Origin of the sequence: Citrobacter sp. RHB20-C16 (assembly GCF_013890155.1) — a bacterium.
In the GTDB taxonomy this organism is placed as follows: domain Bacteria; phylum Pseudomonadota; class Gammaproteobacteria; order Enterobacterales; family Enterobacteriaceae; genus Citrobacter_A; species Citrobacter_A amalonaticus.
Genome location: NZ_CP057630.1, coordinates 2,889,706 through 2,914,403, shown reverse-complemented (window position 1 = coordinate 2,914,403; position 24,698 = coordinate 2,889,706). Strand labels below are relative to the sequence as shown.

29 protein-coding genes are annotated in these 24,698 nt (G+C 50.2%); 22 read left to right on the top strand and 7 right to left on the bottom strand.

Features of this window, described 5'->3' with window-relative positions:
- The first annotated feature begins 136 nt into the window (after positions 1–136).
- Positions 137–943 (top strand): AraC family transcriptional regulator, encoded by an 807-nt coding sequence (locus HVX64_RS13970; protein ID WP_044257805.1) that lies wholly within the window; start codon positions 137–139, stop codon positions 941–943.
- A 122-nt stretch (positions 944–1,065) separates the two neighbouring features.
- Positions 1,066–1,647, top strand: a complete 582-nt coding sequence (locus tag HVX64_RS13965) for a LysE family translocator (RefSeq protein WP_231622303.1) — start codon at positions 1,066–1,068, stop codon at positions 1,645–1,647.
- 112 nt (positions 1,648–1,759) lie between these two features.
- Here HVX64_RS13965 and HVX64_RS13960 read toward each other — a convergent pair whose 3' ends face one another.
- Positions 1,760–2,122: a RidA family protein gene (locus tag HVX64_RS13960; RefSeq protein ID WP_043001899.1), complete on the bottom strand. Its 363-nt coding sequence runs from the start codon at positions 2,120–2,122 to the stop codon at positions 1,760–1,762.
- A gap of 710 nt (positions 2,123–2,832) precedes the next feature.
- Here HVX64_RS13960 and HVX64_RS13955 point away from each other — a divergent pair.
- The 4 genes from HVX64_RS13955 (at position 2,833) to HVX64_RS13940 (ending at position 5,463) form a co-directional block, all read left to right on the top strand.
- Entirely contained in the window at positions 2,833–3,345 is a 513-nt protein-coding gene (locus tag HVX64_RS13955) for a LuxR C-terminal-related transcriptional regulator (protein WP_043000311.1), read from the top strand.
- Between the two features lie 100 nt (positions 3,346–3,445).
- Positions 3,446–4,225 (top strand): winged helix-turn-helix domain-containing protein, encoded by a 780-nt coding sequence (locus HVX64_RS13950; protein WP_044257606.1) that lies wholly within the window; start codon positions 3,446–3,448, stop codon positions 4,223–4,225.
- Complete coding sequence (locus HVX64_RS13945) at positions 4,222–4,686, top strand: hypothetical protein (protein WP_043000312.1); 465 nt, start codon at positions 4,222–4,224, stop codon at positions 4,684–4,686. Before HVX64_RS13950 ends, HVX64_RS13945 begins: the two co-directional genes overlap by 4 nt.
- 111 nt (positions 4,687–4,797) lie before the next feature.
- Positions 4,798–5,463, top strand: coding sequence for a YecA family protein (locus tag HVX64_RS13940; RefSeq protein WP_043000313.1), 666 nt, complete (start codon positions 4,798–4,800; stop codon positions 5,461–5,463).
- Between the two features lie 27 nt (positions 5,464–5,490).
- Here HVX64_RS13940 and tyrP read toward each other — a convergent pair whose 3' ends face one another.
- Positions 5,491–6,642 carry a tyrosine transporter TyrP gene (gene tyrP, locus HVX64_RS13935; RefSeq protein WP_231622304.1) on the bottom strand — a complete coding sequence of 384 codons (1,152 nt, stop codon included), beginning with the start codon at positions 6,640–6,642 and terminating at the stop codon, positions 5,491–5,493.
- A gap of 251 nt (positions 6,643–6,893) precedes the next feature.
- Between tyrP and HVX64_RS13930 the strand changes: the two genes are divergently transcribed.
- The gene (locus tag HVX64_RS13930; protein ID WP_044257607.1) at positions 6,894–7,133 is read left to right on the top strand and encodes a YecH family metal-binding protein; all 240 of its coding nucleotides are present in this window, start codon (positions 6,894–6,896) and stop codon (positions 7,131–7,133) included.
- A gap of 34 nt (positions 7,134–7,167) precedes the next feature.
- Here HVX64_RS13930 and ftnA read toward each other — a convergent pair whose 3' ends face one another.
- Together ftnA and yecR are read right to left on the bottom strand one after the other, a co-directional pair.
- Positions 7,168–7,665, bottom strand: a complete 498-nt coding sequence (gene ftnA / locus HVX64_RS13925; protein WP_042318344.1) for a non-heme ferritin — start codon at positions 7,663–7,665, stop codon at positions 7,168–7,170.
- Between the two features lie 182 nt (positions 7,666–7,847).
- Positions 7,848–8,183 (bottom strand): YecR family lipoprotein, encoded by a 336-nt coding sequence (gene yecR / locus HVX64_RS13920; RefSeq protein WP_044257608.1) that lies wholly within the window; start codon positions 8,181–8,183, stop codon positions 7,848–7,850.
- A 259-nt stretch (positions 8,184–8,442) separates the two neighbouring features.
- Here yecR and HVX64_RS13915 point away from each other — a divergent pair, with 259 nt between their 5' ends.
- Positions 8,443–9,081, top strand: coding sequence for an RpiB/LacA/LacB family sugar-phosphate isomerase (locus HVX64_RS13915; protein ID WP_043000317.1), 639 nt, complete (start codon positions 8,443–8,445; stop codon positions 9,079–9,081).
- Between the two features lie 47 nt (positions 9,082–9,128).
- On the opposite strand, the gene HVX64_RS13910 is transcribed toward HVX64_RS13915, so the two are convergent.
- Positions 9,129–9,359 (bottom strand): hypothetical protein, encoded by a 231-nt coding sequence (locus HVX64_RS13910; protein WP_044257609.1) that lies wholly within the window; start codon positions 9,357–9,359, stop codon positions 9,129–9,131.
- A 212-nt stretch (positions 9,360–9,571) separates the two neighbouring features.
- On the opposite strand from HVX64_RS13910, the gene azuC reads away from it, so the two are divergent.
- Complete coding sequence (gene azuC / locus HVX64_RS13905) at positions 9,572–9,658, top strand: stress response protein AzuC (protein ID WP_086513008.1); 87 nt, start codon at positions 9,572–9,574, stop codon at positions 9,656–9,658.
- A 120-nt stretch (positions 9,659–9,778) separates the two neighbouring features.
- Positions 9,779–10,030, top strand: a complete 252-nt coding sequence (locus HVX64_RS13900; RefSeq protein WP_043000319.1) for a DUF2766 family protein — start codon at positions 9,779–9,781, stop codon at positions 10,028–10,030.
- A gap of 126 nt (positions 10,031–10,156) precedes the next feature.
- Here HVX64_RS13900 and HVX64_RS13895 read toward each other — a convergent pair whose 3' ends face one another.
- Positions 10,157–10,660: a non-heme ferritin-like protein gene (locus HVX64_RS13895; protein WP_043000320.1), complete on the bottom strand. Its 504-nt coding sequence runs from the start codon at positions 10,658–10,660 to the stop codon at positions 10,157–10,159.
- A 519-nt stretch (positions 10,661–11,179) separates the two neighbouring features.
- Between HVX64_RS13895 and HVX64_RS13890 the strand changes: the two genes are divergently transcribed.
- From HVX64_RS13890 to otsA, 6 genes are all read left to right on the top strand, one after another.
- Positions 11,180–11,737, top strand: a complete 558-nt coding sequence (locus HVX64_RS13890) for a DJ-1/PfpI family protein (protein WP_044257610.1) — start codon at positions 11,180–11,182, stop codon at positions 11,735–11,737.
- Positions 11,738–12,055: 318 nt separating this feature from the next.
- Positions 12,056–13,045: an arabinose ABC transporter substrate-binding protein AraF gene (gene araF / locus HVX64_RS13885; RefSeq protein ID WP_043000322.1), complete on the top strand. Its 990-nt coding sequence runs from the start codon at positions 12,056–12,058 to the stop codon at positions 13,043–13,045.
- Positions 13,046–13,130: 85 nt separating this feature from the next.
- Positions 13,131–14,645 (top strand): arabinose ABC transporter ATP-binding protein AraG, encoded by a 1,515-nt coding sequence (gene araG, locus HVX64_RS13880; protein WP_044257611.1) that lies wholly within the window; start codon positions 13,131–13,133, stop codon positions 14,643–14,645.
- A 14-nt stretch (positions 14,646–14,659) separates the two neighbouring features.
- Positions 14,660–15,652, top strand: coding sequence for an arabinose ABC transporter permease AraH (gene araH / locus HVX64_RS13875; RefSeq protein WP_044257612.1), 993 nt, complete (start codon positions 14,660–14,662; stop codon positions 15,650–15,652).
- A 165-nt stretch (positions 15,653–15,817) separates the two neighbouring features.
- Positions 15,818–16,618 carry a trehalose-phosphatase gene (gene otsB / locus HVX64_RS13870; RefSeq protein ID WP_044257613.1) on the top strand — a complete coding sequence of 267 codons (801 nt, stop codon included), beginning with the start codon at positions 15,818–15,820 and terminating at the stop codon, positions 16,616–16,618.
- Positions 16,593–18,014 (top strand): alpha,alpha-trehalose-phosphate synthase, encoded by a 1,422-nt coding sequence (gene otsA / locus HVX64_RS13865; protein ID WP_043000326.1) that lies wholly within the window; start codon positions 16,593–16,595, stop codon positions 18,012–18,014. The genes otsB and otsA overlap by 26 nt, the downstream gene beginning before the upstream one ends.
- A gap of 16 nt (positions 18,015–18,030) precedes the next feature.
- Here the strand turns inward: otsA and uspC are convergent, their stop codons facing one another.
- Positions 18,031–18,459, bottom strand: a complete 429-nt coding sequence (gene uspC, locus HVX64_RS13860; protein WP_043000327.1) for a universal stress protein UspC — start codon at positions 18,457–18,459, stop codon at positions 18,031–18,033.
- A gap of 795 nt (positions 18,460–19,254) precedes the next feature.
- Here uspC and flhD point away from each other — a divergent pair.
- From flhD to cheW, 6 genes are all read left to right on the top strand, one after another.
- On the top strand, positions 19,255–19,605 hold the full coding sequence (flhD, locus tag HVX64_RS13855; RefSeq protein ID WP_043000328.1) for a flagellar transcriptional regulator FlhD: 351 nt from the start codon (positions 19,255–19,257) through the stop codon (positions 19,603–19,605).
- Between the two features lie 2 nt (positions 19,606–19,607).
- Positions 19,608–20,186, top strand: a complete 579-nt coding sequence (flhC, locus tag HVX64_RS13850) for a flagellar transcriptional regulator FlhC (RefSeq protein WP_042318680.1) — start codon at positions 19,608–19,610, stop codon at positions 20,184–20,186.
- Positions 20,187–20,311: 125 nt separating this feature from the next.
- Positions 20,312–21,205, top strand: coding sequence for a flagellar motor stator protein MotA (gene motA, locus HVX64_RS13845; RefSeq protein WP_044257614.1), 894 nt, complete (start codon positions 20,312–20,314; stop codon positions 21,203–21,205).
- Entirely contained in the window at positions 21,202–22,131 is a 930-nt protein-coding gene (motB, locus tag HVX64_RS13840; RefSeq protein WP_043000330.1) for a flagellar motor protein MotB, read from the top strand. The genes motA and motB overlap by 4 nt, the downstream gene beginning before the upstream one ends.
- Before the next feature lie 4 nt (positions 22,132–22,135).
- The gene (gene cheA / locus HVX64_RS13835) at positions 22,136–24,166 is read left to right on the top strand and encodes a chemotaxis protein CheA (protein ID WP_044257615.1); all 2,031 of its coding nucleotides are present in this window, start codon (positions 22,136–22,138) and stop codon (positions 24,164–24,166) included.
- Between the two features lie 21 nt (positions 24,167–24,187).
- Complete coding sequence (gene cheW / locus HVX64_RS13830; RefSeq protein ID WP_043000332.1) at positions 24,188–24,691, top strand: chemotaxis protein CheW; 504 nt, start codon at positions 24,188–24,190, stop codon at positions 24,689–24,691.
- Positions 24,692–24,698 lie beyond the last annotated feature (7 nt).

The window sequence follows — 24,698 nt, the reverse complement described above, 5'->3', positions numbered from 1 at the left end:
ATCTGCTCCTTTTTTATTCGGGCCTGAGTCGAGTCTGTTCCAGCTAATTACAAAAGATGGGTCGTCTGTCTTCGTTTCAGAGGGTATCTTGAGAGAATCGATGTTTATCTCCCTCCATGGCCATGAGAAAACGACCATGAAAAAAGACGTTCATCAGGTGAAGCAGTACCGTCGTGTGATACCTGATGTTGAAATACTGTCGTTATATTCAGCGCGCGCGTTCCCTCGTCACTCTCATGATCAATTCGGCATTGGGGTTTTCATCCAGGGAAGCCATCGCTCATGGAGTAATATCGGCAATGTAAATGCGGTAACAGGGGATATCATCATGGTCAATCCCGGCGAAATTCACGACGGGATCCCCGCTACGGGTCCGCGGGGCTGGCACATGTTGTACATCAATCCTGACGTCTTTATAAAAGAATGGAATACCGACATACCCACAGGTGATTTAACCCTGAAGCCTGTGGCTAACGATCCTACTCTTGGTCTGATGATTAGGCAGTTTCTTCATCAGCTGGCTACCGATGATCCTGATGCTATGGCGATTGAAGAGATGATCATGCGTTGCCTTATGCAGGCTGGACGGCACCACACCCTTTCTGCCGCACCGCGTATTCTGCCTTCTCCGACAGTACGACGGGTAAAAGAGTTCATTGATGATGCCCCGGAGGAGAACATGACATTGACAGGATTAGCCAGTCTGTGTGACATCTCCCGATTCCAGCTCATTCGCCGTTTTTCCAGGGAGGTGGGGATGACGCCGCATGCTTATCTTTTACAGTCCAGAGTTCGGCTGGCAAAAAAACTCTTGGCACAGGGCAAGAGAACGGTTGATGTTGCATTAATGGCTGGTTTTTCCGATCAAAGCCATCTGACTCATGCATTTCAGAAACAGACAGGCATCACGCCGGGGCAATATCGTTCCGCGATGGTGGATTAACCATCTGCAATTTTCTACAAGATCTGCAGGGGTATCCTGATAAACACTGCCTCTCCTGTTTTGTGTTTACCAGAGATAACGCCATGCTAATCAGTATCGAATTCTTATTAACCTCTTTGATTGTGATCATTTCGCCGGGAACCGGTGCTATCTACACCATCGCGATGGGGCTGTCGCGGGGGACAGCGATGAGTTTGCTGGCTGCCGTGGGATGTACAATGGGGATTGTTCCGCATATGTTGGCCGCCATCACGGGATTAGCCGCCATTTTCTACTCCAGTGAAATGGCGTTTACCGTCATCAAATATGCCGGGGTCGTGTGGCTGTTATATATGGCGTGGAATATCATAAAAGAGAAATCAACATTACAACCGGATGATTGCGACATTTCTCAGTCAAGGGTAAAAGTGATCCTGCACGCGATATTTATCAATCTGTTAAATCCCAAGTTGTCACTGTTCTTTTTGGCCTTCCTTCCTCAATTCATTCAAACCACATCAACCGCACCGGCAACCGATATGTTAATACTGAGTCTGATCTTCATGTTAATGACGCTGCTCGTGTTCATGTTGTATGGTGTTTTTTCATCCTTTATGCGCACGAAGGTATTAAACCACCCGATGATTTTGTCGGGACTACGGATCCTGTTTTCATGTGGTTTTGTGAGTCTGGCGGTGAATTTATTGTTAACCCAGCGTGGGTAGCGCGAGTCAGGTCTATGGCATACTATGTCTGTGGGAAGGTTATTCCTGAGAATTGCTCTTGCGGTGAGTTTATTCATTACGCCGCAAGAACGCTCTGTAATAGGATGGGATATTATCGGCAAGCAATGGCGTCAAGTTGAAACAACATTCCTGATGTGCCTCCGCGATGAGCAAATTCAGTCTGAATGGATTTTCTGGCCGGAAATTGGCCATCAAAGCGCTGCTTCATGACGTTCTCCATCACCGGAATATCCCACACGTCGCGGAACAGCGCATCAATTTTCACGACTGACTGCAGCGTCAGGCCGATAGTGCTTAGCCTTTCACTCAGATTATCAAACGCGCCATTGATTTGTGCCTCAATGGGTTGTCCGATATTACCAACACAGTAACTCACAAAGATAAAACCGCCAGCCTCAACCATTCCGGCAAGCGCCCAGTCTTCATTTATTTCATGCCTTGTAATCGTCGTCATAATGTAAGTCATTATCCTTTGGTTTTACATGGGGTCGTTTCTGTCACCATACTAGCCTCAGACATTCTCATGATAAAGGGATCTTTCAAAGATGAGAAATAAAAAAGGTCAAATGTCCTTAAAGATTTTTTTATCATTTTTTATAAATACTCCGACGTGGTTAATGCGTTTCTCCAGAGGGGAGGCTTCTCGATCCAGGTAAGAAAATAACATTATTTTTAGTAAGTAACATTCGGTGTAAAGAATGAGTAACGTATTTAAACTTCTTATGGTCAGTGAGAAACTCAGGCTGCTTATCCCGGCGTCATTGCATGAGACGGGTGATCTCAGGACTGCATCATTCATCAATATTCCTTTAATATGATTTTATTGTGTGCTGACAGTTTAATGTTTTTGTTTTATCTTATTGCAAATCATACGGTTACAAACATGATTTTTACTTGAGATGTCTGATGTTCTTCATTTAAGGTCGTTTAAGGCTATTTAAAATGACAGTTTAAGATATTTACAGCAATAATCAATATCATAAAGACGGTAGTTGTCTTTATTGTGGTTTTGTTTGAATTTTTCAATTAATTTTCAGGAATGTATCGCCAGGCGAAAGGAATCGACTCTGTGGAAACGGTAAAAATATAATGTTGTAATAGATGAATTTAGCATGCAATTTCAAATCCTGGAAATATCGCTGTTACAAGTGGAGTTAACGAATAATGCATATATTTTCACATGATCAGTACTTTATTGCTGGTCTGCAGCAAATACTGTTCTTTACTGGTCTTGATAAATCACCTGAGATTGTTGTTTTTGATCCAGGAGGTGGTACTGTTTATATTACAAACAGTATTGAATGTCTGCGTGCGGATACAATGGATACGTTAACGCATTTTACACAACTACGATGCTATTCATTGACCCGAAATGCGCCTTTAACGGAGTACTTTTATGTACTGGATCAGCTGAAGCAGAATAAGCGGATCCCTCTGCATACCCGATCATTGTCGAACAGGGAACGGATAATCATTGAATATTATCTGGCGGGACTCGGAAAGCGCGCCATTGCACGAAACATGCTGCTCAGCGAGGGAGCTATCAGCAATAGTCAGTTAAGAGCGTTGCGGAAAATGAATATGAAGAATATTGCATTGTTTCTTCAGGTTATGCGCAACTGGTGCGTCTTCAGAGCCAAATATTCCTGTGAACGCAGTATCACATTTTTGCCATAGGCTTTAAGAATTATCGATTATTCCATTGGGCAACATGTCCAGGGGACGACATGGTGATGAAGAACCATTTTAGGGGGATAACGGGAATTATCCAAAGGACATGGCGATGATATTGTACTTAATTAATGGAACAGTAGAGTTCAATCCGCAGACCAGAAGCCTGAAAAATCAATCAACTGGAGAGGTTGTTTATTTACAGCAACCCGCCACGGCATGTTTCCTTTATCTTATTTTGAATCAGGGTAGGGTCATCGCGCAAAAAGAACTGGTAAACGAAGGCTGGAAAGCGCGTGATGTTGTGACCCTGCCCAATACGTTTTATCAGACTATTTTAACATTACGTAAGACACTGGAAGAGATAGGATTACCAAGACATATGGTAAAAACTATTTCCCGTCAAGGACTAACATTATCATCAGATATTGTGATTGAACCGTTTCCTCTTCAGAATCTTGCTATTTCAGAAAATTCATCAATCAAAACGCTAACCAGTGAAAAAGAATGCACCGCAAGCATTCTACCGAACAAATCCCGCGGGCTACGCATTGGAATATCCTTTTTCTTTATTGTGACGATAATAAACTGCATGTTTATGTATCAGAATCGATTGAAAATGCCATTTCAGAATTTTGTGGCCCTGCACATGGATAAGAAAAATGATAATCGCTGCCATGTCTATTATGAAGTGACGCAGTCGGTCACTGATAATTACGCTGCGCTGATAAAAAAATATCCGAACTTTTGCCAGGACAACAATTATATCTTTCTCTCTGACTACGCCAACACCGGACGTGCTGTGGCTTTTGTGTGCAACAAAGATGTTCGATCTGACACTGAGGCATTTTGTTCATCTCATTTTTTCTGGAATTTACACCAATGAGTAAAAATACGGTTGTATTACTCCTGATTTGGTTGTTCAGCACATCGGTGATTTCCGGTGTTTACCTGTTATATCTGCTATTCAAACCGTCATACCTGGATTGTATTGGTGATGCTGACTGGAATGTTGGTGATGCCCGTTTTGTTGGCGCGGTTTCCTATCAGATGCACAAGCGAGAAGGGCTGGCCGTCATTACGGGTAAAGTGGATGGCGAGACAAAGATTAATGTCAATCGGCTGGTCTATTTTAACTATACCCAGCAGTTCAGAACGCGGATTTTACATACAGTACGCATTGTCAAAACCTTTTCCGATACCGTGACGGATGAAAAACTCGAAAAGATATTATCTCCATTCTTTTTGAAGAAAGGTGGTGAATTGACCCTGACCGTGGATGAGTATCAATCTGCGTATGTCTTTTCAAACGCCAATGTGCCGTATCTATTTTGCAGAAAGAAATGATGAGGAGAATGGGTACCCTATGTGAGGTGTCCCACGCGGCAATCAGTATCCGTTTCCTCGTTCGCCATGTAAGATAGCCGCTGGCGAGAGTGTTTACCGAGGACAAGTATGATGAAAACGGGACCGTTGAACGAAAGTGAACTGGAGTGGCTGGATGATGTGCTGACCAAGTACAACACCGAACATGCCATTCTTGACGTGGCAGAACTGGATGGACTGCTGACGGCTGTACTCAGTTCACCACGTGAAATTGAGCCAGAGCAGTGGCTGGTTGCCGTATGGGGTGGGGCGCAATATGTGCCGCGCTGGTCCTCTGAAAAAGAGATGACGCGTTTTATGAATCTCGCTTTCCAGCATATGGCGGACACCGCTGACCGGTTGAATGATTTCCCGGAACAGTTTGAACCGCTGTTTGGTCTGCGCGAAATTGAAGGGCGTGAGATTACCATCGTGGAAGAGTGGTGCTTCGGCTACATGCGCGGCGTTGCGCTTTCCGACTGGTCCGCGCTACCGGATACACTGAAACCCGCTCTTGACGCCATTGCGTTGCACGGTACAGAAGAGAATTTCGAGGTGGTTGAGAAACTCACCCCGGAAGCGTTTGAAGAAAGCGTTGAGGCGATCCGCCTGGCAGCGTTGGATCTCCATGCATACTGGATGGCGCACCCGCAGGAAACGCCAGTGCAGGTGCCAGTGAAAGCGGAAGTGAAAGTCGGCCGCAACGATCCATGCCCGTGTGGAAGCGGTAAAAAATACAAGCAGTGCTGTCTGCACTGAAAAGAAAGGGGCTGACGCCCCTTTTCTTTATCCCACTTCGGGCAGCAGTCCGGCGGCAATCAGAAATTGTACGCCGATCACCACAATGCCACAGGTAAACACCAGTGCCAGTGCGGGGCGTCCGCCCAGTACGCGATAGCCCGCCTGCGGATTCTGTTTACGACTCTGCCATGCCAGCAGTGAAGGGATGATCAGCGCCAGCACTGCCAGCGCGACGCCGGCGTAGCCCAGCGCCATCACAAAACCACGTGGATAGAAGAGGGCGAAAGCCAGCGGTGGCAGAAAGGTGATTGCACCCGTTTGCAACCGGCCAGCGGCTGTATTGCGGCGCTGAAACAGATCGGCCAGATAATCGAACAGCCCCAGAGCGACGCCGAGGAAAGAGGTTGCCAGCGCTAAGTCAGCAAAAAGGTGCACCGCCAGCTCAACGTGCGGCGAGGCAACGACCTCCCGTAACGCCTGCAACAAACCATTCAACCCGGCATGATTTGCCAGCAGTCCCATAAACGTTGTGGAGTTGATGCTACCGAGCGTCGCCAGTTGCCAGAAAATATAGGCCACTAACGGAATCGCGCTGCCGATAATAAATACCCACCGCAGTTTGCGGATGTTGCCTTCCATGTAACTCACGATGCTGGGGACGCTGCCGTGAAAGCCGAAAGAGGTGAAAATGACCGGGATAGCCGAAAGCGCCAGCCCCTGCTCAAGCGGCAGGGTCAGAAGATTGACTTTATGAATGTGCGGCATCAGCAGCGCCAGCATCACGACCAGGAAAATAATCTTGGCGCTAAAGAGAAAGCGGTTAAACAAATCGACCAGCGAGGTGCCCACGCAGACGACGCCACCGGCAACAAAGGTGAACAGTAATACGCCAGCGGTGGGGGACATTTCGCTTCCGGTCCAGTCGCTGATACTGGAGGCGAGTAACTCACCCGCGCCGCTGATATAGGCAGCGGTCAGCGCATACATCAGGAACATCATACTGAAGCCGGTTATCCACTGACCATAGCGTCCCAGATAGCGCTTAGCCAGCGTCCCTAAACCGGTGTCAGCCGGGACGTGCTGATACACTTCAAGCAGCAACAGCGCGGTGTAGCACATCAATGCCCACAACCCAATCAATAACGCTAAAGTGACGCCAAAACCGACCCCGGCGGCCGCCAAAGGCATCGCCAGCATCCCTGCGCCAATCGTGGTGCCTGCCACGATGAAAACACTTCCCAGAGTTCTATTCTTCACGCTTTACACTGTCCCAGAGAAAAACAACGGTTAGATCTGCGGCGCAGGGTAAGGCAAAACGCTATTTTCGTCAAATGACCGTTACATCGACTGTATAAGAATATTTACGCCCTAAATGAGCGCAACCTGCGTTGGCGCAAAGCAGCGGATGCCGTTTCGCCGTAGGCTACGCACTTTATTGAGGAGGAATGATGGATTCTGTTCACGGTCACGAAGTGTTGAATATGATGATTGAGTCAGGCGAGAACTATTCTACGGCTAGCCTCGAAGCTGCGATTAAGGCGCGGTTTGGCGAAGCGGCGCGTTTTCATACTTGCTCAGCGTCGGACATGACGGCGGGAGAACTGGTGGCGTTTCTGGCGGCGAAAGGGAAATTTATCGCTCAGGATGGCGGTTTCTCTACGCACGAAAGCAAGATATGCCGTCATTAAGAAAACGGTGAGGAATTTCCTCACCGTTTTATGATTAATTTGCGGTATCGAGCGTCGACAGTTCTTTATCGATAAAATACAAACCTTCGCCGCTTTTTCCTGCCAGCGTTAATTTATCAATCACCGATTTAAACAATTTCTCTTCTTCATGCTGTTCGGCAACATACCATTGCAGGAAATTAAAGGTCGGATAATCCTGACTGGTCATTGCGGCATGCGCCAGCTCGTTAATTTTCTGGGTGATCAACTGTTCGTGTTCGTAAGTCACACGGAATAACTCATCCAGCGATGCATATTCAGCAAAAGGCGATGAGACGGTATTAATGCGCGGCAGGCTGCCGGTATCGGTCAGATAGTCAAACAGACGCTGCATGTGCGTCATCTCTTCCTGCGCGTGGCGACGCAGGAACGCGGCGGCACCTTCAAAGCTGTGGTAGCTACACCAGGCGCTCATCTGCTGATAGAGCAGGGAGGAATATAATTCCAGGTTCATTTGCTCATTCAGTTTGTCGATCATTTCTGTTTTCAGCATGACTTCGCTCCACAAAATTCATAAATATGTTGATGTGGCGTCACTATAATTTGTTATTTAAATATTTGCAAAAGGTAAAATAATAAATTTAATTATTAAAAATACGAATGGGAATAAAACGCATTTGCGCTATAAAATAATTAGCGCGGGATAAATCAGGCCAGTTAATACTGGCCCGTAAATTAATAATAATGAGGTGCTGCTTGCGAAATGGCGATGCCCTGACATTGCCAGGAGAGTGTAATTTTCGTGTTCATACACAGGGAGCCAGCATAAACACTGCAGGTGCTGACGGGTTGACCGAATGGCTGGGCGCTGGCATAGCCTAGTTGCTGACACGCGCGTGTGGCGGTGCCCTGGGCGATATAATCGTCGGTATAGGCGTTTTGCAGCATCGCCTGATCATAAGTCAATCGCACAACGCCGGTTGTCGCGCTGGCATCACTTACCTGCGCCTGTCTGTTGATCGCGCATCCCGTCAGGAGTATCAGTGAGAGGGCAATAAAAAGAGTCTTCATGGTATCGCTCTGAATGTTCGGTGATACGCTATCCTAATTCACACATCAGCGTTTCAATGGCCTGAATAACTTATAGATCAGCAACGACTAATTCACACGACGACGGTCATTTTGCGGTCACCTGAAGAAAATGTGAAGCTACCACTCATTTTTAAAACCATCTTTCATAAAATTTGAAAGTATGTTTGCTAAGTAGTACTGTGCGGTATCGTGATGACTCAAGGCGGGACTTCCCGCATCGCATTCAGGAGAAGACAGAATGAAAATTGCACTGATGATGGAAAACAGCCAGGCGGGTAAAAACGCCATCATTCACCGCGAGCTCAAAGCGGTGGCGGATGAAAAGGGTTTTCCGGTATTCAACGTCGGGATGAGCGACGAGAATGACCACCACCTGACCTATATCCACCTTGGCATCATGGCGAGCATTCTGCTGAATTCAAAAGCGGTTGATTTTGTGGTGACCGGCTGTGGTACAGGCCAGGGCGCGTTGATGTCACTGAATATTCATCCGGGCGTGGTGTGTGGCTACTGCATTGATCCGGCGGATGCCTTCCTGTTCGCGCAGATTAACAACGGTAATGCGCTGTCTCTGCCGTTTGCGAAAGGGTTTGGCTGGGGGGCAGAACTGAACGTGCGCTTTATCTTCGAGAAAGCCTTTACGGGGCGCAATGGCGAAGGTTACCCGCCAGAGCGTAAAGAACCGCAGGTGCGTAACGCCGGGATCCTTAACCAGGTCAAAGCGGCGGTCGTTAAAGACAACTATCTTGATACGCTGCGTGCAATCGATCCGGAACTGGTGAAGACGGCAGTTTCTGGGCAGCGTTTCCAGCAATGCTTCTTTGAAAATGGCCAGAGCAAAGAGATTGAAGCGTTCGTTCGCGAAATCCTCGGCTAATTTTTGCTGACAAGCCGGAGGGCGTAATGCGCATCCGGCTTTCCACTTTACTTCCTGGCAGACACCGCGCTGCCCGCCTCTTTCACCAGTCGTAACGTCTCCACCATGCCAGTCAGGCAGATAAGCGCGATGACCACAAAAACCAGACGAAAGCTGATGCCGCTAAACTGAATCCCGAGGTACAGCACCAGCAAAATAAGCCAGACAGGCGTGCTGAAGGTGATCTGGGTGGCAGAAGAGATTCTTCGTTTGCTTTCTGTGGTTCGAGCTTCTTGCATCGTGCACTTGCCATTCAAAAAAACGATAAAAATTCACCAGAACTGATATTGCTGTAGGTAATTGATTTATCGGTGAAAGAGTCGCAAATGCAAAGAATATGTTAAGTATAAAACGTGATGCAAATCACGAAGTAGTTGATTTTTGTGATGACGGTCATACTATATGCGCATAGACGATAACACCTGCATAACAAAATAGTTGGAGTCATGGCATGAAACTGCGCAAAATCCTGAAAAGCATGTTTGAAAATTATTGCAAAACGTTTAAAGACGTACCGCCGGGCGATATGTTCCGCTGATAAAAAACCTGCTTCGGCAGGTTTTTTTATACCCGTCGTCCGCGGCGTCAGGTGTGGCTATCGTTTCGGCCTCTGAATCGGTACTATGACGGTCTTTCATCACTAACAGGAACGCCTGCTATGTCCCAACCGCTGAATGCCGATCAGGAACTGGTCTCTGACGTTGTCGCCTGCCAGCTCGTCATCAAACAAATTCTCGATGTTCTCGACGTGATTGCTCCCGTTGAAGTTCGCGAAAAAATGACCAGCCAGCTGAAAAACATTGATTTTTCAACGCATCCCGCAGCTGCCGATCCCGTCACGCGGCGCGCTATCCAGAAAGCGATCGCACTGATTGAACTGAAATTCACGCCGCAGGGCGAAGCGCACTAAAATAAGCCGTTGTTTTATATTATAGAAATACTTTTTGCAATGCCTCCCAAAGTGGAGGCATCAGGCTGAAAAGGCTTTGCGAATTGGCCTGCCGGGGAGTGAAATGCAGGCCAATAGCGTGGTCAATTAATGCTGTTGATAATTGACGACGTTGAGCACGTGCTGATCGGTCTGCTCCGGGCACAGTCCCGCGCGTTTGGCGCTACGCACTTCCTCAAGAATCGTTTGTAACAACAGCCCATCTTGCTGCTGTTCTTTTTCCAGAGCGTGGAGAAAATTCAGGGTAGGCGCATCGTTCAGGGCTTCCGCTTCGTTGGTGAGCTGCGAAAGCGTGCTGGCGCGCTGCTCATAATCTTCCATTGTTTTCTGAAACAGTTCTTCCAGCGAATGTAAGTCTTCGCCTGGTACATCAATGGCCTTAACGACCGGATTCGCCCCGGCATTTTTCATGAAGTTAAAGACGCGCATCATTTGGGTGACATTACTCTGGGCTTGAGTACGTAAGAAAGTCGCAGTACCCATCAGACGGTGTTCAGAACACCACTCACTCAGATGGAGGTAGAGATTGGAAGCATAAAACTCAAGATTCATTTGATTATTGAGTTTGTTTACCATTCCAACTGCAGCCATATCAATATCCTTATTTCCTGATAGAAGGGATGTGCAGCGCTAATCTGCACAACTTACTGTTAGCAGAATACGTCCATTCTGCCAGTCCATTATGTGATCGAAGAGTCAATTCCATCGCGAATCGAAAATAAGCATACCTGCATCAACGGAATAAGAAAATCCTTAAGTGGCATTGTTTATGATTTTTTACACATTACTGAAGTTAATACATCAACCCGTATTTGGTAAACATAATGTGAAATTATATATCTGATTGATTTTGTTGAAGCTTGAATGGTTTTCTGAGTTTGAAATGATGTTTTAAGTCACAAAAGTGGATAGTTTAGCGTGGTAATATCAGAATATTGATAATCTTTACCGTCCCTGCCGCGATAATAATCCTGTGAAACCGTTCTGGCAGAAATAATGCCAGTTTGTCTCTTACTAAAAATCAGGGCAGCGACATCTTGTTCAATTATAACCGAATGATTAATTCGTCATTTTCGGTGTTATCAGCCTGTAATAAATGAGGAAAGGTGAATGAAAAGAGTGGCCGTCTTGCTGGCATCGGGTTTCGAGGAAGCGGAAGCGATCGTTACTATTGATATCTTGCGTCGTCTGAATATTGACGTCGATACCCTGGCCTGCGCGGAATCTCGCGCCGTCGTGAGCTACCACAATGTCCCAATGGTCACCGATTACACGCTGGCGGGGCAGCAGGAGCGCCTGTATGACGCGGTGGTGCTGCCGGGCGGCCCACAAGGGAGCGTAAACCTGGCGGCGAATCCACAGGTTATTGAGTTTGTCTCGCGCCATGATGCCGCCGGAAAATTAATTTGTCCCATTTGTTCAGCGGCCGCTCGTGTATTAGGCGGCAACGGCTTACTGAAGGGGCGTCGTTATGTCTGCTCAGGCGATCTCTATAAAACGGTGACTGATGGCGTTTATGTTGATGCGCCGGTTGTGGAGGATGGGCATCTCCTGAGTAGTAAAGGATTAGGCCATATTTTTGATTTTGCCCTGACGCTGTCAGCCCGTTTGTTAGGCGTTGACCAACCCGTTCGTGAACATGCTGAACATATCTATTATCCGTGGTAATTCGTTTGTACCCGAATACAGGGGTATTCGGGTACAAGGATTTGTGAGCTGACCTTATGGATTAATGTGCTACGCCATTTTTTATTTGTCTGACAATTACCCCATTTCTTATGTCATTTTCCGCTGAATTTATGTACGCAATTACTGTAATTCTGCGGTGTGATGCCGCTCTCCTATGGAGAATCAATTTCCCGCTACAACTATTCCAGCACTGGCACTTATCTTGAGTTCTTTTGGTAATGCCTTGTTTTTCGTCTGAATTACATAAAGTCGTTGAATATTACCCTACATAAAATGACGCTAAAGCTGGAGTTAACCATGCACAAATTCACTAAAGCGCTGGCAGCCATCGGTCTGGCTGCCGTTATGTCACAATCCGCTATGGCAGAATCGATGAAACTGGGTTTTCTGGTGAAACAACCGGAAGAACCCTGGTTCCAGACGGAGTGGAAATTTGCCGATAAAGCCGGGAAAGATTTGGGCTTTGAAGTGATTAAAATTGCGGTGCCGGACGGCGAGAAGACGCTGAATGCGATCGACAGCCTGGCGGCGAGCGGGGCGAAGGGGTTTGTTATTTGTACCCCGGATCCAAAACTGGGTTCCGCCATTGTCGCGAAGGCGCGCGGCTATGACATGAAAGTGATCGCCGTGGACGATCAGTTCGTCAATGCCAAAGGCAAACCGATGGATACCGTCCCGTTGGTGATGATGGCGGCAACCAAAATCGGCGAGCGTCAGGGCCAGGAACTGTATAAAGAGATGCAGAAACGGGGTTGGGACGTCAAAGACACCGCGGTTATGGCGATTACGGCCAACGAACTGGATACCGCACGTCGTCGTACCGGCGGTTCGATGGAAGCGCTGAAAGCCGCCGGTTTCCCGGAAAAACAGATTTACCAGGTTCCTACCAAATCTAACGATATCCCCGGCGCATTTGATGCTGCCAACTCCATGCTGGTTCAGCACCCTGAAGTTAAACACTGGTTGATTGTCGGCATGAACGATAACACGGTACTCGGCGGCGTGCGCGCCACTGAAGGCCAGGGCTTTAAGGCGGCGGACGTGATCGGCATTGGTATTAATGGCGTTGACGCAGTGAGCGAACTGTCGAAAGGGCAGGCGACCGGCTTCTACGGCTCACTGCTGCCAAGCCCGGACGTTCACGGTTATAAATCCAGCGAAATGCTCTACAACTGGGTGACTAAAGGCGCAGAACCACCGGCATTCACCGAAGTGACTGACGTGGTGCTGATCACCCGTGACAACTTCAAAGAAGAGCTGGCGAAAAAAGGGTTAGGCGGTAAGTAAGACGACAGCAAGTGAAAAGCCGGATGGCATCGCTCATGTCGCCATCCGGCAACCGGTTAGAACGATACTGACTCACGGAGACGTTATGCAACAGTCTACCCCGTATCTCTCATTTCGCGGCATTGGTAAAACCTTCCCCGGCGTTAAAGCGCTTACGGATATCAGTTTTGACTGTTACGCCGGTCAGGTGCATGCGCTGATGGGTGAAAATGGCGCCGGGAAATCAACGCTTTTAAAAATTCTCAGCGGTAACTATGCGCCAACCACGGGCTCTTTGGCGATTCGCGAGCAAGAAATGAGCTTCGCGGATACCACCGCCGCGCTGAACGCCGGCGTTGCCATTATTTACCAGGAATTACATCTCGTGCCGGAGATGACCGTTGCCGAGAATATCTATCTCGGGCAACTGCCACACAAAGGCGGCATTGTGAACCGCACTCTGCTTAATTATGAAGCGGGTTTACAACTTAAACATCTGGGGATGGATATCGATCCTGCGACCCCTCTGAAATATCTCTCCATCGGCCAGTGGCAGATGGTGGAAATTGCCAAAGCACTGGCGCGCAACGCCAAGATTATTGCCTTCGATGAACCGACCAGTTCGCTCTCTGCAAGGGAGATCGAAAACCTGTTCCGGGTGATACGCGAACTGCGTAAAGAAGGGCGCGTCATTCTGTATGTCTCGCACCGCATGGAAGAGATTTTCGCCCTCAGTGATGCGATTACCGTGTTTAAAGATGGCCGTTACGTGAAAACCTTTACCGACATGCAGCAGGTCAACCACGATGCGCTGGTGCAGGCGATGGTTGGGCGCGATCTGGGCGATATTTACGGCTGGCAGCCACGTCCCTATGGCGCAGAACGCCTGCGTTTGCATGCCGTAAAAGCGCAGGGCGTACGCACACCCATCAGCCTTACGGTACGCAGCGGCGAAATCGTTGGGCTGTTTGGGCTGGTAGGCGCGGGCCGCAGTGAGTTAATGAAAGGCTTATTTGGCGGCACCCGTATCAGCGAAGGGCAGGTGTACATCGACGAAAAACCGATTGATATCCGCAAGCCGGCGAATGCTATCGCGGCAGGCATGATGCTGTGCCCGGAAGACCGGAAAGCGGAGGGGATCATCCCGGTGCATTCGGTACGTGACAACATCAACATCAGTGCCCGGCGTAAGCATGTGCTGGGGGGATGTGTGATCAACAACGGATGGGAAGAAACCAATGCTGACCATCACATTCGCTCGCTGAATATCAAAACCCCCGGTGCCGAACAGTTAATTATGAATCTCTCCGGTGGTAACCAGCAAAAGGCGATTCTCGGTCGCTGGCTATCGGAAGAGATGAAAGTGATTTTGCTCGACGAACCGACACGCGGCATTGATGTTGGCGCGAAGCACGAAATTTATAACGTTATTTATGCCCTGGCCGCACGCGGCGTTGCCGTGCTGTTCGCCTCCAGTGACCTGCCGGAAGTCCTCGGCGTGGCTGACCGCATTGTGGTGATGCGGGAAGGAGAGATCGCCGGGGAATTACTTCACGAACAGGCGGATGAGCGCCAGGCGCTAAGCCTTGCGATGCCTAAAGTTAGCCAGGCTGTCGCCTGAGAAAGGAGAGAATGATGTCTTCCGTAACAACTTCCGGATCGGGCGCACCAAAGTCGCCATCACCCTTTAGCCTGGGACGTATCTGGGACCAGTATGGCATGCTGGTGGTCTTCGCCGTCCTGTTCCTCGCCTGCGCTATTTTTGTGCCGAACTTCGCAACATTCATCAACATGAAAGGGCTGGGGCTGGCGATCTCCATGTCGGGCATGGTGGCCTGCGGCATGTTGTTCTGCCTGGCATCAGGAGATTTTGACCTGTCCGTGGCGTCGGTGATTGCCTGTGCCGGGGTGACCACGGCGGTGGTCATCAACATGACCGAAAGCCTGTGGATTGGCGTGGGGGTGGGTCTGTTGCTGGGGGTGCTGTGCGGGCTGGTTAACGGCTTCGTGATTGCACAACTCAAGATCAACGCGCTGATCACCACGCTGGCAACGATGCAAATCGTCCGTGGTCTGGCATACATCATTTCCGACGGTAAAGCGGTGGGGATTGAAGACGAGCGCTTCTTTACCCTCGGCTACGCCAACTGGTTCGGCTTACCGGCGCCGATCTGGCTCACGGTAGGCTGCCTGATTATCTTTGGCTTGTTGTTGAACAAAACCACCTTCGGGCGCAACACGCTAGCGATTGGGGGCAACGAAGAGGCGGCGCGTCTGGCCGGGGTGCCGGTGGTGCGTACCAAAATCATTATTTTCGTGCTCTCCGGTCTGGTCTCTGCGGCGGCCGGGATTATCCTCGCCTCGCGTATGACAAGTGGACAGCCGATGACCTCCATTGGCTATGAACTGATCGTCATCTCCGCCTGCGTGTTAGGCGGCGTTTCCCTGAAGGGCGGCATCGGAAAAATCTCATATGTGGTGGCGGGGGTCCTGATCCTGGGGACCGTGGAGAATGCGATGAACCTGCTGAACATTTCGCCCTTCGCCCAGTACGTCGTACGCGGCTTGATCCTGCTGGCAGCAGTGATCTTCGACCGTTACAAACAAAAAGCCAAGCGTACGGTCTGATAAAAAAGTCTAACTTTTTAGTCTAGTTCCTCTCCTTTGCCAGCCGCTACACCCGGCTGGCAATTGTCTTTGCAAATGGCGAGCATCGTCACACTGTCTATACTTACGGTTGCTTATGAGGCGCGATTCGCGCGGCTCAGATATAACAATAAGGAGGAGTACCGGGTGGCAGAACCGTTAACCGTAACCCCTGAACAGTCCGTGCACTATGCTTATTTTTTTGATCTCGATGGAACCCTTGCGGAGTTAAAGCCGCATCCAGACCAGGTGGTGATTCCTCCCACGATCCTTCAGATGCTCCACCACCTTGCAGAACGCAACGCAGGGGCTTTGGCATTGATTTCAGGGCGCTCAATGGTTGAACTTGACGCGTTGGCTTACCCCTGGCGCTTTCCGCTGGCAGGGGTGCATGGGGCTGAACGCCGTGACATCAATGGGAAAATGCATATTGTGCATCTCCCTTCGGCAATAGAACGCGATATTAGCGTGCAGTTACATACGGCGCTGGCAAAACTGCCGGGGACGGAGTTGGAAACCAAAGGGATGGCGTTTGCGCTGCACTATCGACAGGCGCCAGAACATGAAGCTGCGCTGCAGGCGCTGGCGCTGCGTATTACGCAAACCTGGCCGCAGCTTGCGCTCCAGCAAGGGAAGTGCGTTGTCGAAATTAAGCCGAAAGGCACCAATAAAGGTGAAGCGATAGCCGCGTTTATGCGTGAAGCGCCGTTTGCCGGGCGGGTCCCTGTTTTTCTGGGTGACGATCTGACCGATGAGACCGGGTTTCGCGTGGTGAACGAGGCGGGTGGCATTTCAGTGAAGGTGGGAGAGGGGGAGACGCAGGCGCAATGGCGATTAGCCGGGGTGCCAGACGTCTGGCGCTGGCTGGAGTCTGTTTACACTGCACAACAAGAAACAACCATGAATGACAGGAGAGATGGCCATGAGTCGTTTAGTCGTAGTATCTAATCGAATTGCGCCCCCCGATAACAAAACCAGTGCAGGCGGCCTGGCCGTTGGTGTGCTGGGCGCGCTGAAAGCGGCGGGGGGACTGTGGTTCGGTTGGAGTGGCGAGCTGGGTAACGAGGATCAGCCATTAAAAAAGGTCACCCGGGGCAATATCACCTGGGCGTCGTTTAACCTGAGCGAAAAAGACCACGAGGAGTATTACAACCAGTTCTCTAATGCCGTGTTGTGGCCCGCCTTTCACTACCGTTTAGATCTGGTGAATTTTCAGCGCACCGCCTGGGAAGGCTATCTGCGGGTGAACGCGCTGCTGGCAGATAAGCTGCTGCCGTTACTGAAAAAAGATGACATCCTCTGGATTCATGATTATCACCTTTTGCCGTTCGCCAGCGAACTGCGTAAACGTGGCGTGAATAATCGTATTGGTTTCTTCTTACACATTCCTTTCCCAACGCCGGAAATCTTTAACGCGTTGCCGTCATCGGAAGAGTTGCTTGAGCAGTTATGCGATTTTGACCTGCTGGGATTCCAGACGGAAAACGACAGGCTGGCCTTCCTTGACTGTCTCTCCAGCCTGACGAGAGTCACGACTCACGATACGCGCAGCCACACGGCCTGGGGAAAATCGTTCAGCACCGAGGTGTATCCCATCGGAATCGAGCCGCAGGAGATTGCCCAGCAGGCTTCTGGTCCACTGCCGCCAAAACTGGCGCAGCTGAAAGCGGAGCTGAAGAATCTAAAGAATATCTTTTCCGTTGAGCGACTGGATTACTCAAAAGGGTTGCCAGAGCGTTTTCAGGCCTACGAGGCGTTGCTGGAGAAATACCCTCAGCATCACGGAAAAATCCGTTATACGCAGATTGCGCCCACTTCACGTGGCGATGTGCAGGCGTATCAGGATATCCGTCACCAGCTTGAGACAGAAGCCGGGCGCATTAACGGTAAATACGGGCAACTGGGCTGGACGCCACTGTTCTATCTCAACCAACATTTCGACCGCAAATTACTGATGAAAGTGTTTCGCTATTCAGATGTAGGGCTGGTCACGCCGCTGCGAGATGGTATGAATCTGGTGGCGAAGGAATTCGTTGCTGCCCAGGATCCCGCCAATCCAGGCGTTCTGGTGTTGTCTCAGTTCGCCGGTGCGGCAAATGAGCTGACCTCAGCGCTGATCGTTAATCCTTACGATCGCGATGAAGTCGCGGCGGCGCTGGATCGTGCACTCACAATGCCGCTTTCCGAGCGTATTTCGCGGCATGCTGAGATGCTGGAAGTGATTGTCAAAAACGACATCAACCACTGGCAGGAGCAGTTTATCTGCGATCTAAAGACGATCACCCCGCGCAGCGCTGAAACTCTTCAGCAACGGAAAGTCGCGACGTTTCCAAAGCTTGCCTGAGCGAGGTTTTTAGGGATCAATCTCCTTCAAGCGGGACCAGCAGGACGTCCACCAGGCTTGAACTCACCACACTTTTCGCCGAGCAGGAGGCTCGCGAAAAGAAGCTATGGTTGTGGTTGCCACAGATGACCAGATCCACGTCGTGTTTGCGGCACACGTCCAGAATATGCTCGCTTAACTCGCCGTAGGTAATGAACGTCTGCGCGATCGGATAGCCCGCCTCTTTCCCCAGTTTTTCAAGAAAATCAGTGGTCTCCTCATGCATTACCGCGCGTAAATCCTCCAGCATGGGGGCGGCAAATTGATTGTATAACTCGGGGTCGGAGGCGAGGGTGATGAGGCTGATTCGTGCGTTGACGGGACGGGCAATGGAGACGGCTTTCGCCAGGAGTTGTTGGCTTTCCGGGGTGACTGCCACGGCGACAAGAATGTGGGTGTAGCTCATAACTCGCTCCTTATTGCAAGAATATGAGGTGGTTCTTCAGCATTACTCCGATTTGCTGACAACTGCAATGCCTCTATATGACAATAATGTGAACGCTATCATAATTATTCATTAATATTCCTTATAGGTGGAACTCAGGAATAACTAAAAAAGTTAACCAAATCGATTGACTTAAATTAAATCAGCGAGTCAATCAAAATTTGGTTTAACAAATTCATGTTCGTGATTAATCGCAATCTAATCATAAGCTCTGCGTATTCATAAAAAATAAGTAACAATTAACATATTGTTTCACAAGCATAAAAATAATTTTGCTTGCGCAGGCGGATAAATGCATTTCAATTATTTTACTTACGTGATATTAACGCTGGTTGCGTAAAATCTTTCGCCGCCCCTGACGCTTGATTTAATACCCGTGAGAATAAAATGGTGTTTTGCTGATTAATTTCCCAGCAAAATAAAAGCCCAACTGATGGATTTATGTTAACGATTAAGTTAATTTATGTGATGTGCATCACATATTTTCCAAATTCGCAGCGTGGATTTGTTGTATGTCTCGGGTGTGACGAGTACAGTTGCGTCGAATTAGGAAAAATCTTAGGCATTTGTAAGAATTCATGTGCTCGCGTTACAACCAGGCAAGATGCCAGCGTGACGCACGCATTGATGTTTTAAGCGCCTGAGTCGAAGGTATGTGTTTGACCTATTTGCTTTTTTTACCGGGAATTCCCGGCGACATCACGGGGTGCGGTTTTTCCGCATAAAAATAAAAGTTGGTTATTCTGGATGGGAATAATGCATACATCCGAGTTGCTGAAACACATTTATGACATCAATTTGTCATATTTACTCCTTGCACAGCGTCTAATCGTTCAGGACAAAGCGTCCGCCATGTTTCGTCTCGGAATCAACGAGGAAATGGCGACCTCTCTGGGGGCGCTGACCCTTCCGCAAATGGTAAAACTGGCAGAAACGAATCAGCTTGTGTGTCATTTCCGTTTCGACAGTCATCAAACCATTACGCGTCTGACTCAGGATTCCAGAGTAGACGATCTCCAGCAAATTCACACCGGTATCATGCTGTCCACGCGTCTGTTAAGTGATGTCAATCAGGCTGATGAAACCGCGCGTAAGAAAAGGGCCTGATGATGAGTGAAAAAAGCATTGTTCAGGAAGCTCGTGATATCCAGTTAGCGATGGAATTGATCACACTGGGTGCCCGTTTGCAAATGCTGGAAAGCGAAACGCAGTTAAGCCGCGGTCGCCTCATCAAGCTGTACAAAGAACTTCGCGGCAGTCCCCCGCCAAAAGGCATGCTGCCGTTTTCCACTGACTGGTTTATGACCTGGGAGCAAAATATACATGCTTCCATGTTCTGTAATGCCTGGCAGTTCTTACTTAAAACGGGCCTGTGTAGCGGTGTTGATGCCGTCATTAAGGCGTATCGACTGTACCTGGAACAGTGTCCGCAGGGTGAAGATGGGCCGCTGTTGGCGTTGACTCGCGCGTGGACGCTGGTGCGTTTTGTCGAAAGCGGCTTGCTTCAGTTATCAAGCTGTAACTGCTGTGGTGGTAATTTCATTACCCACGCTCACCAACCTGCGGGCAGTTTTGCCTGCAGTTTATGCCAGCCGCCTTCCCGTGCGGTAAAAAGACGTAAACTTTCCCAGGATGCTGCCGATATTATTCCACAACTGCTGGATGAACAGATCGAACAGGCTGTTTAACCGATACGGTGTGGACGAAACACTCCAGCAGCGGTAAGTCATTACCGCTGCTTTTTTTTGCCTCGCCAACGCGTTAACGCCCCGACTGCACATCCTGTCATAGTCAACAGCAGAAGGATGATGTCGTGCTTATCTTATTAGGTTACCTGGTGGTTATTGGTACAGTTTTCGGCGGTTACATGATGACTGGTGGAAACCTGGGGGCACTCTATCAACCGGCTGAATTTGTCATCATCGGTGGCGCGGGAATAGGGGCATTTATCGTGGGTAACAACGGTAAAGCCATCAAGGGGACACTGAAAGCGCTGCCGTTACTGTTTCGTCGTTCGAAATACACCAAAGCGATGTATATGGATCTGCTGGCACTGCTCTATCGCCTGATGGCTAAGTCTCGCCAGCAGGGGATGTTCTCGCTTGAACGAGACATTGAGAACCCGAAAGAGAGCGAAATTTTTGCCAGCTATCCCCGTATTCTGGCCGACTCGGTGATGCTGGAATTCATCGTCGATTACCTGCGCCTGATCATCAGCGGCAACATGAATACCTTCGAGATCGAAGCGCTGATGGACGAAGAGATTGAAACGCACGAAAGTGAATCGGAAGTCCCGGCCAACAGCCTGGCACTGATGGGGGATTCACTGCCGGCGTTTGGTATCGTTGCGGCGGTGATGGGGGTTGTACACGCCCTCGCGTCAGCGGATCGACCGGCTGCAGAACTGGGCTCACTGATTGCCCATGCGATGGTCGGTACATTCCTCGGTATTCTGCTGGCCTACGGTTTTATTTCACCGCTTGCCAGCGTCCTGCGTCAGAAGAGTGCGGAAACCAGCAAAATGATGCAGTGCGTGAAAATCACGTTGCTGTCAAATCTGAACGGTTACGCCCCGCCGATCGCCGTCGAGTTTGGGCGTAAAACGTTGTATTCCAGCGAGCGCCCGTCATTCATTGAACTGGAAGAACATGTTCGCGCCGTGAAAAACCCGAACCAACAGCAGCATACGACGACTGAGGGCGCATGAAGAATCGGTCTCATCCTATCGTCGTGGTTAAACGGCGCAAACATAAGGGGCATGGCGGCGGCGCACACGGATCGTGGAAGATTGCTTACGCTGACTTTATGACCGCCATGATGGCCTTTTTTCTGGTGATGTGGCTCATTTCCATCTCCAGCCCTAAAGAACTGATTCAGATTGCCGAATACTTCCGTACCCCGCTGGCGACAGCGGTGACGGGAGGGAATCGCATTTCCAATAGCCAGAGCGCGATTCCTGGCGGTGGCGATGACTTTACCCAGCAACAGGGTGAAGTGAATAAGCAGCCGAACCTCGATGAACTGAAAAAACGTATGGAACAAAATCGCCTGAGCAAACTGCGTGGTGACCTCGATCAGCTCATCGAATCGGATCCCAAACTGCGGGCGCTGCGTCCACATCTGAAGATTGACCTGGTGCAGGAAGGGCTGCGTATTCAGATTATCGACAGCCAGAATCGCCCGATGTTTAAAACCGGTAGCGCTGAGGTTGAGCCTTATATGCGTGACATCCTGCGGGCAATCGCCCCGGTGCTGAACGGTATTCCCAACCGTATCAGCCTGTCCGGGCATACGGATGATTTCCCTTACGCGAACGGTGAAAAAGGCTATAGCAACTGGGAGCTCTCTGCCGATCGCGCCAATGCTTCGCGGCGTGAACTGGTACAGGGCGGTCTGGATGACGGAAAAGTATTACGGGTGGTCGGCATGGCCGCCACGATGCGTATGAGCGATCGCGGTCCGGATGATGCCATCAACCGCCGAATCAGTCTGTTGGTGCTGAACAAACAGTCCGAACAGGCCATTTTGCATGAAAACGCTGAAAGCCAGAACGAGCCGGTAAGTGTATTACAACAGCCTGAGGCTAGTCCGCAGGTAAGCGTTCCCACATCGCCACCAGCCAATCCGAGGTGATAGCGTGAGCATGGATATAAGCGATTTTTATCAGACTTTTTTTGATGAAGCTGACGAGTTGTTGGCTGACATGGAGCAACATCTGCTCGATCTGGCGCCCGAAGCGCCGGATGCCGAGCAACTGAATGCCATATTTCGTGCAGCGCACTCCATCAAAGGGGGCGCCGGCACGTTCGGCTTTACCGTTTTGCAGGAAACCACGCATCTGATGGAGAACCTGCTGGATGATGCGCGTCGCGGTGAGATGCAGCTCAATACCGCCATTATCAACCTGTTTTTGGAAACGAAAGATATTATGCAGGAACAGCTCGATGCCTATAAAAGTTCGCAGGAGCCGGATGCCGCCAGTTTCGAATACATCTGCACGGCATTACGCCAGTTAGCGCTGGAAGCAAAAGGTGAAACCGCGCCAGCGGTGGTGGCGAATGCCCGACTGAGCGTGGTCGACAACACGACACCTGACGACGTGGTCGTGGCAGAAGAAGCGAAATTACGCATCTTTCTCTCGCGCCTGAAGGCCAGTGAAGTGGCCCTGCTGGAAGAAGAGCTGGGCAATCTGTCCACCCTGTCTGATGTCGTCAAGGGCGAAGACAGCCTGGCGGCCACGCTTGATGGCGACATTGCAGAGGATGACGTCATTGCCGTGCTGTGCTTTGTGATTGAAGCCGACCAGATTGCCTTTGAGAAAGTGGTGACAGCGACGGCACCCGCGGTCCAGCCGGAAGTGGCTGAAGTGGCTGAAGTGGTTGCGGTCGAACAGCCTGTCGTCGCCGTCCCAGCGGTGAAAGCGGTTGGCAGAGAAGCGCAAACCGGACGCGTAGAGCGGGAAAAACCGGCACGCGCCAGTGAATCCACCAGCATTCGCGTGGCGGTGGAGAAGGTTGATCAGCTGATCAACCTGGTCGGTGAGCTGGTGATTACCCAGTCAATGCTGGCCCAGCGTTCGAACGAACTCGACCCGGTCAATCATGGCGATCTCATCACCAGCATGGGGCAGTTACAACGTAACGCCCGCGATCTGCAGGAATCGGTGATGTCGATTCGTATGATGCCCATGGAATACGTGTTCAGCCGCTTCCCGCGTCTGGTGCGCGACCTGGCGGGCAAGCTTGGTAAACAGGTTGAACTGACGCTGGTCGGCAGCTCGACGGAACTCGACAAGAGCCTGATTGAACGCATTATCGACCCGCTAACGCACCTGGTGCGTAACAGCCTCGACCACGGAATCGAACTGCCGGAAAAACGCATGGAATCCGGTAAGAATGTGGTGGGCAATCTGATTTTGTCGGCGGAACATCAGGGCGGCAACATCTGCATCGAAGTGACCGATGACGGGGCTGGACTGAACCGCGAGCGCATTCTGGCGAAGGCGATCTCCCAGGGGATGGCGGTCAATGAAAACATGACCGATGACGAAGTGGGGATGCTGATTTTTGCCCCAGGCTTCTCGACGGCCGAGCAGGTGACCGACGTTTCCGGACGCGGCGTGGGTATGGATGTGGTGAAACGGAATATCCAGGAGATGGGCGGCCACGTTGAAATCCAGTCGAAGCAAGGGACCGGCACCACCATTCGTATTTTGCTGCCGCTGACGCTGGCGATCCTCGATGGCATGTCCGTGCGCGTCGCCGACGAAGTCTTCATTCTGCCGCTGAATGCGGTGATGGAATCCCTGCAACCACGTGACGATGATCTGCATCCGCTGGCCGGGGGCGAGCGTGTGCTGGAAGTACGCGGCGAATATCTGCCGCTGGTTGAGTTGTGGAAAGTCTTTGAAGTGGAAGGGGCGAAAACCGAAGCCACCCAGGGCATCGTGGTGATCCTGCAAAGCGGCGGTCGCCGTTACGCGCTGTTGGTCGATCAGTTGATCGGTCAGCACCAGGTGGTGGTTAAAAACCTGGAGAGTAATTATCGCAAAGTGCCGGGTATTTCAGCCGCCACTATTCTTGGCGATGGCAGCGTCGCGCTGATTGTGGATGTCTCCGCCCTGCAGGGTTTAAATCGCGAACAACGTATGGCGATCACCGCCGCCTGATTGAGTAAGAAAGGGTAAAATATGACCGGTATGACTAATGTAAGCAAACTGGCCGGCGAGCCGTCAGGTCAGGAATTCCTGGTGTTTACGCTGGGAGATGAAGAGTACGGTATCGACATCCTGAAAGTGCAGGAGATCCGTGGTTACGATCAGGTCACGCGCATTGCCAACACGCCTGCCTTCATCAAAGGGGTGACCAACCTGCGCGGCGTGATTGTGCCGATTGTCGATCTGCGCGTGAAGTTCTGCCAGGGTGATGTTGATTACAACGATAACACCGTGGTGATTGTGCTGAATCTGGGACAGCGCGTGGTGGGGATCGTTGTCGATGGCGTGTCTGATGTGCTGTCGCTGACCGCAGAGCAAATCCGTCCTGCACCGGAATTTGCCGTAACGCTGTCAACGGAATACCTGACCGGACTCGGTGCGCTGGGCGACCGGATGTTGATTCTGGTGAACATTGAGAAACTGCTGAACAGTGACGAAATGGCGCTGTTAGATATGGCCGCCTCTCACGTCGCCTAATCGCATG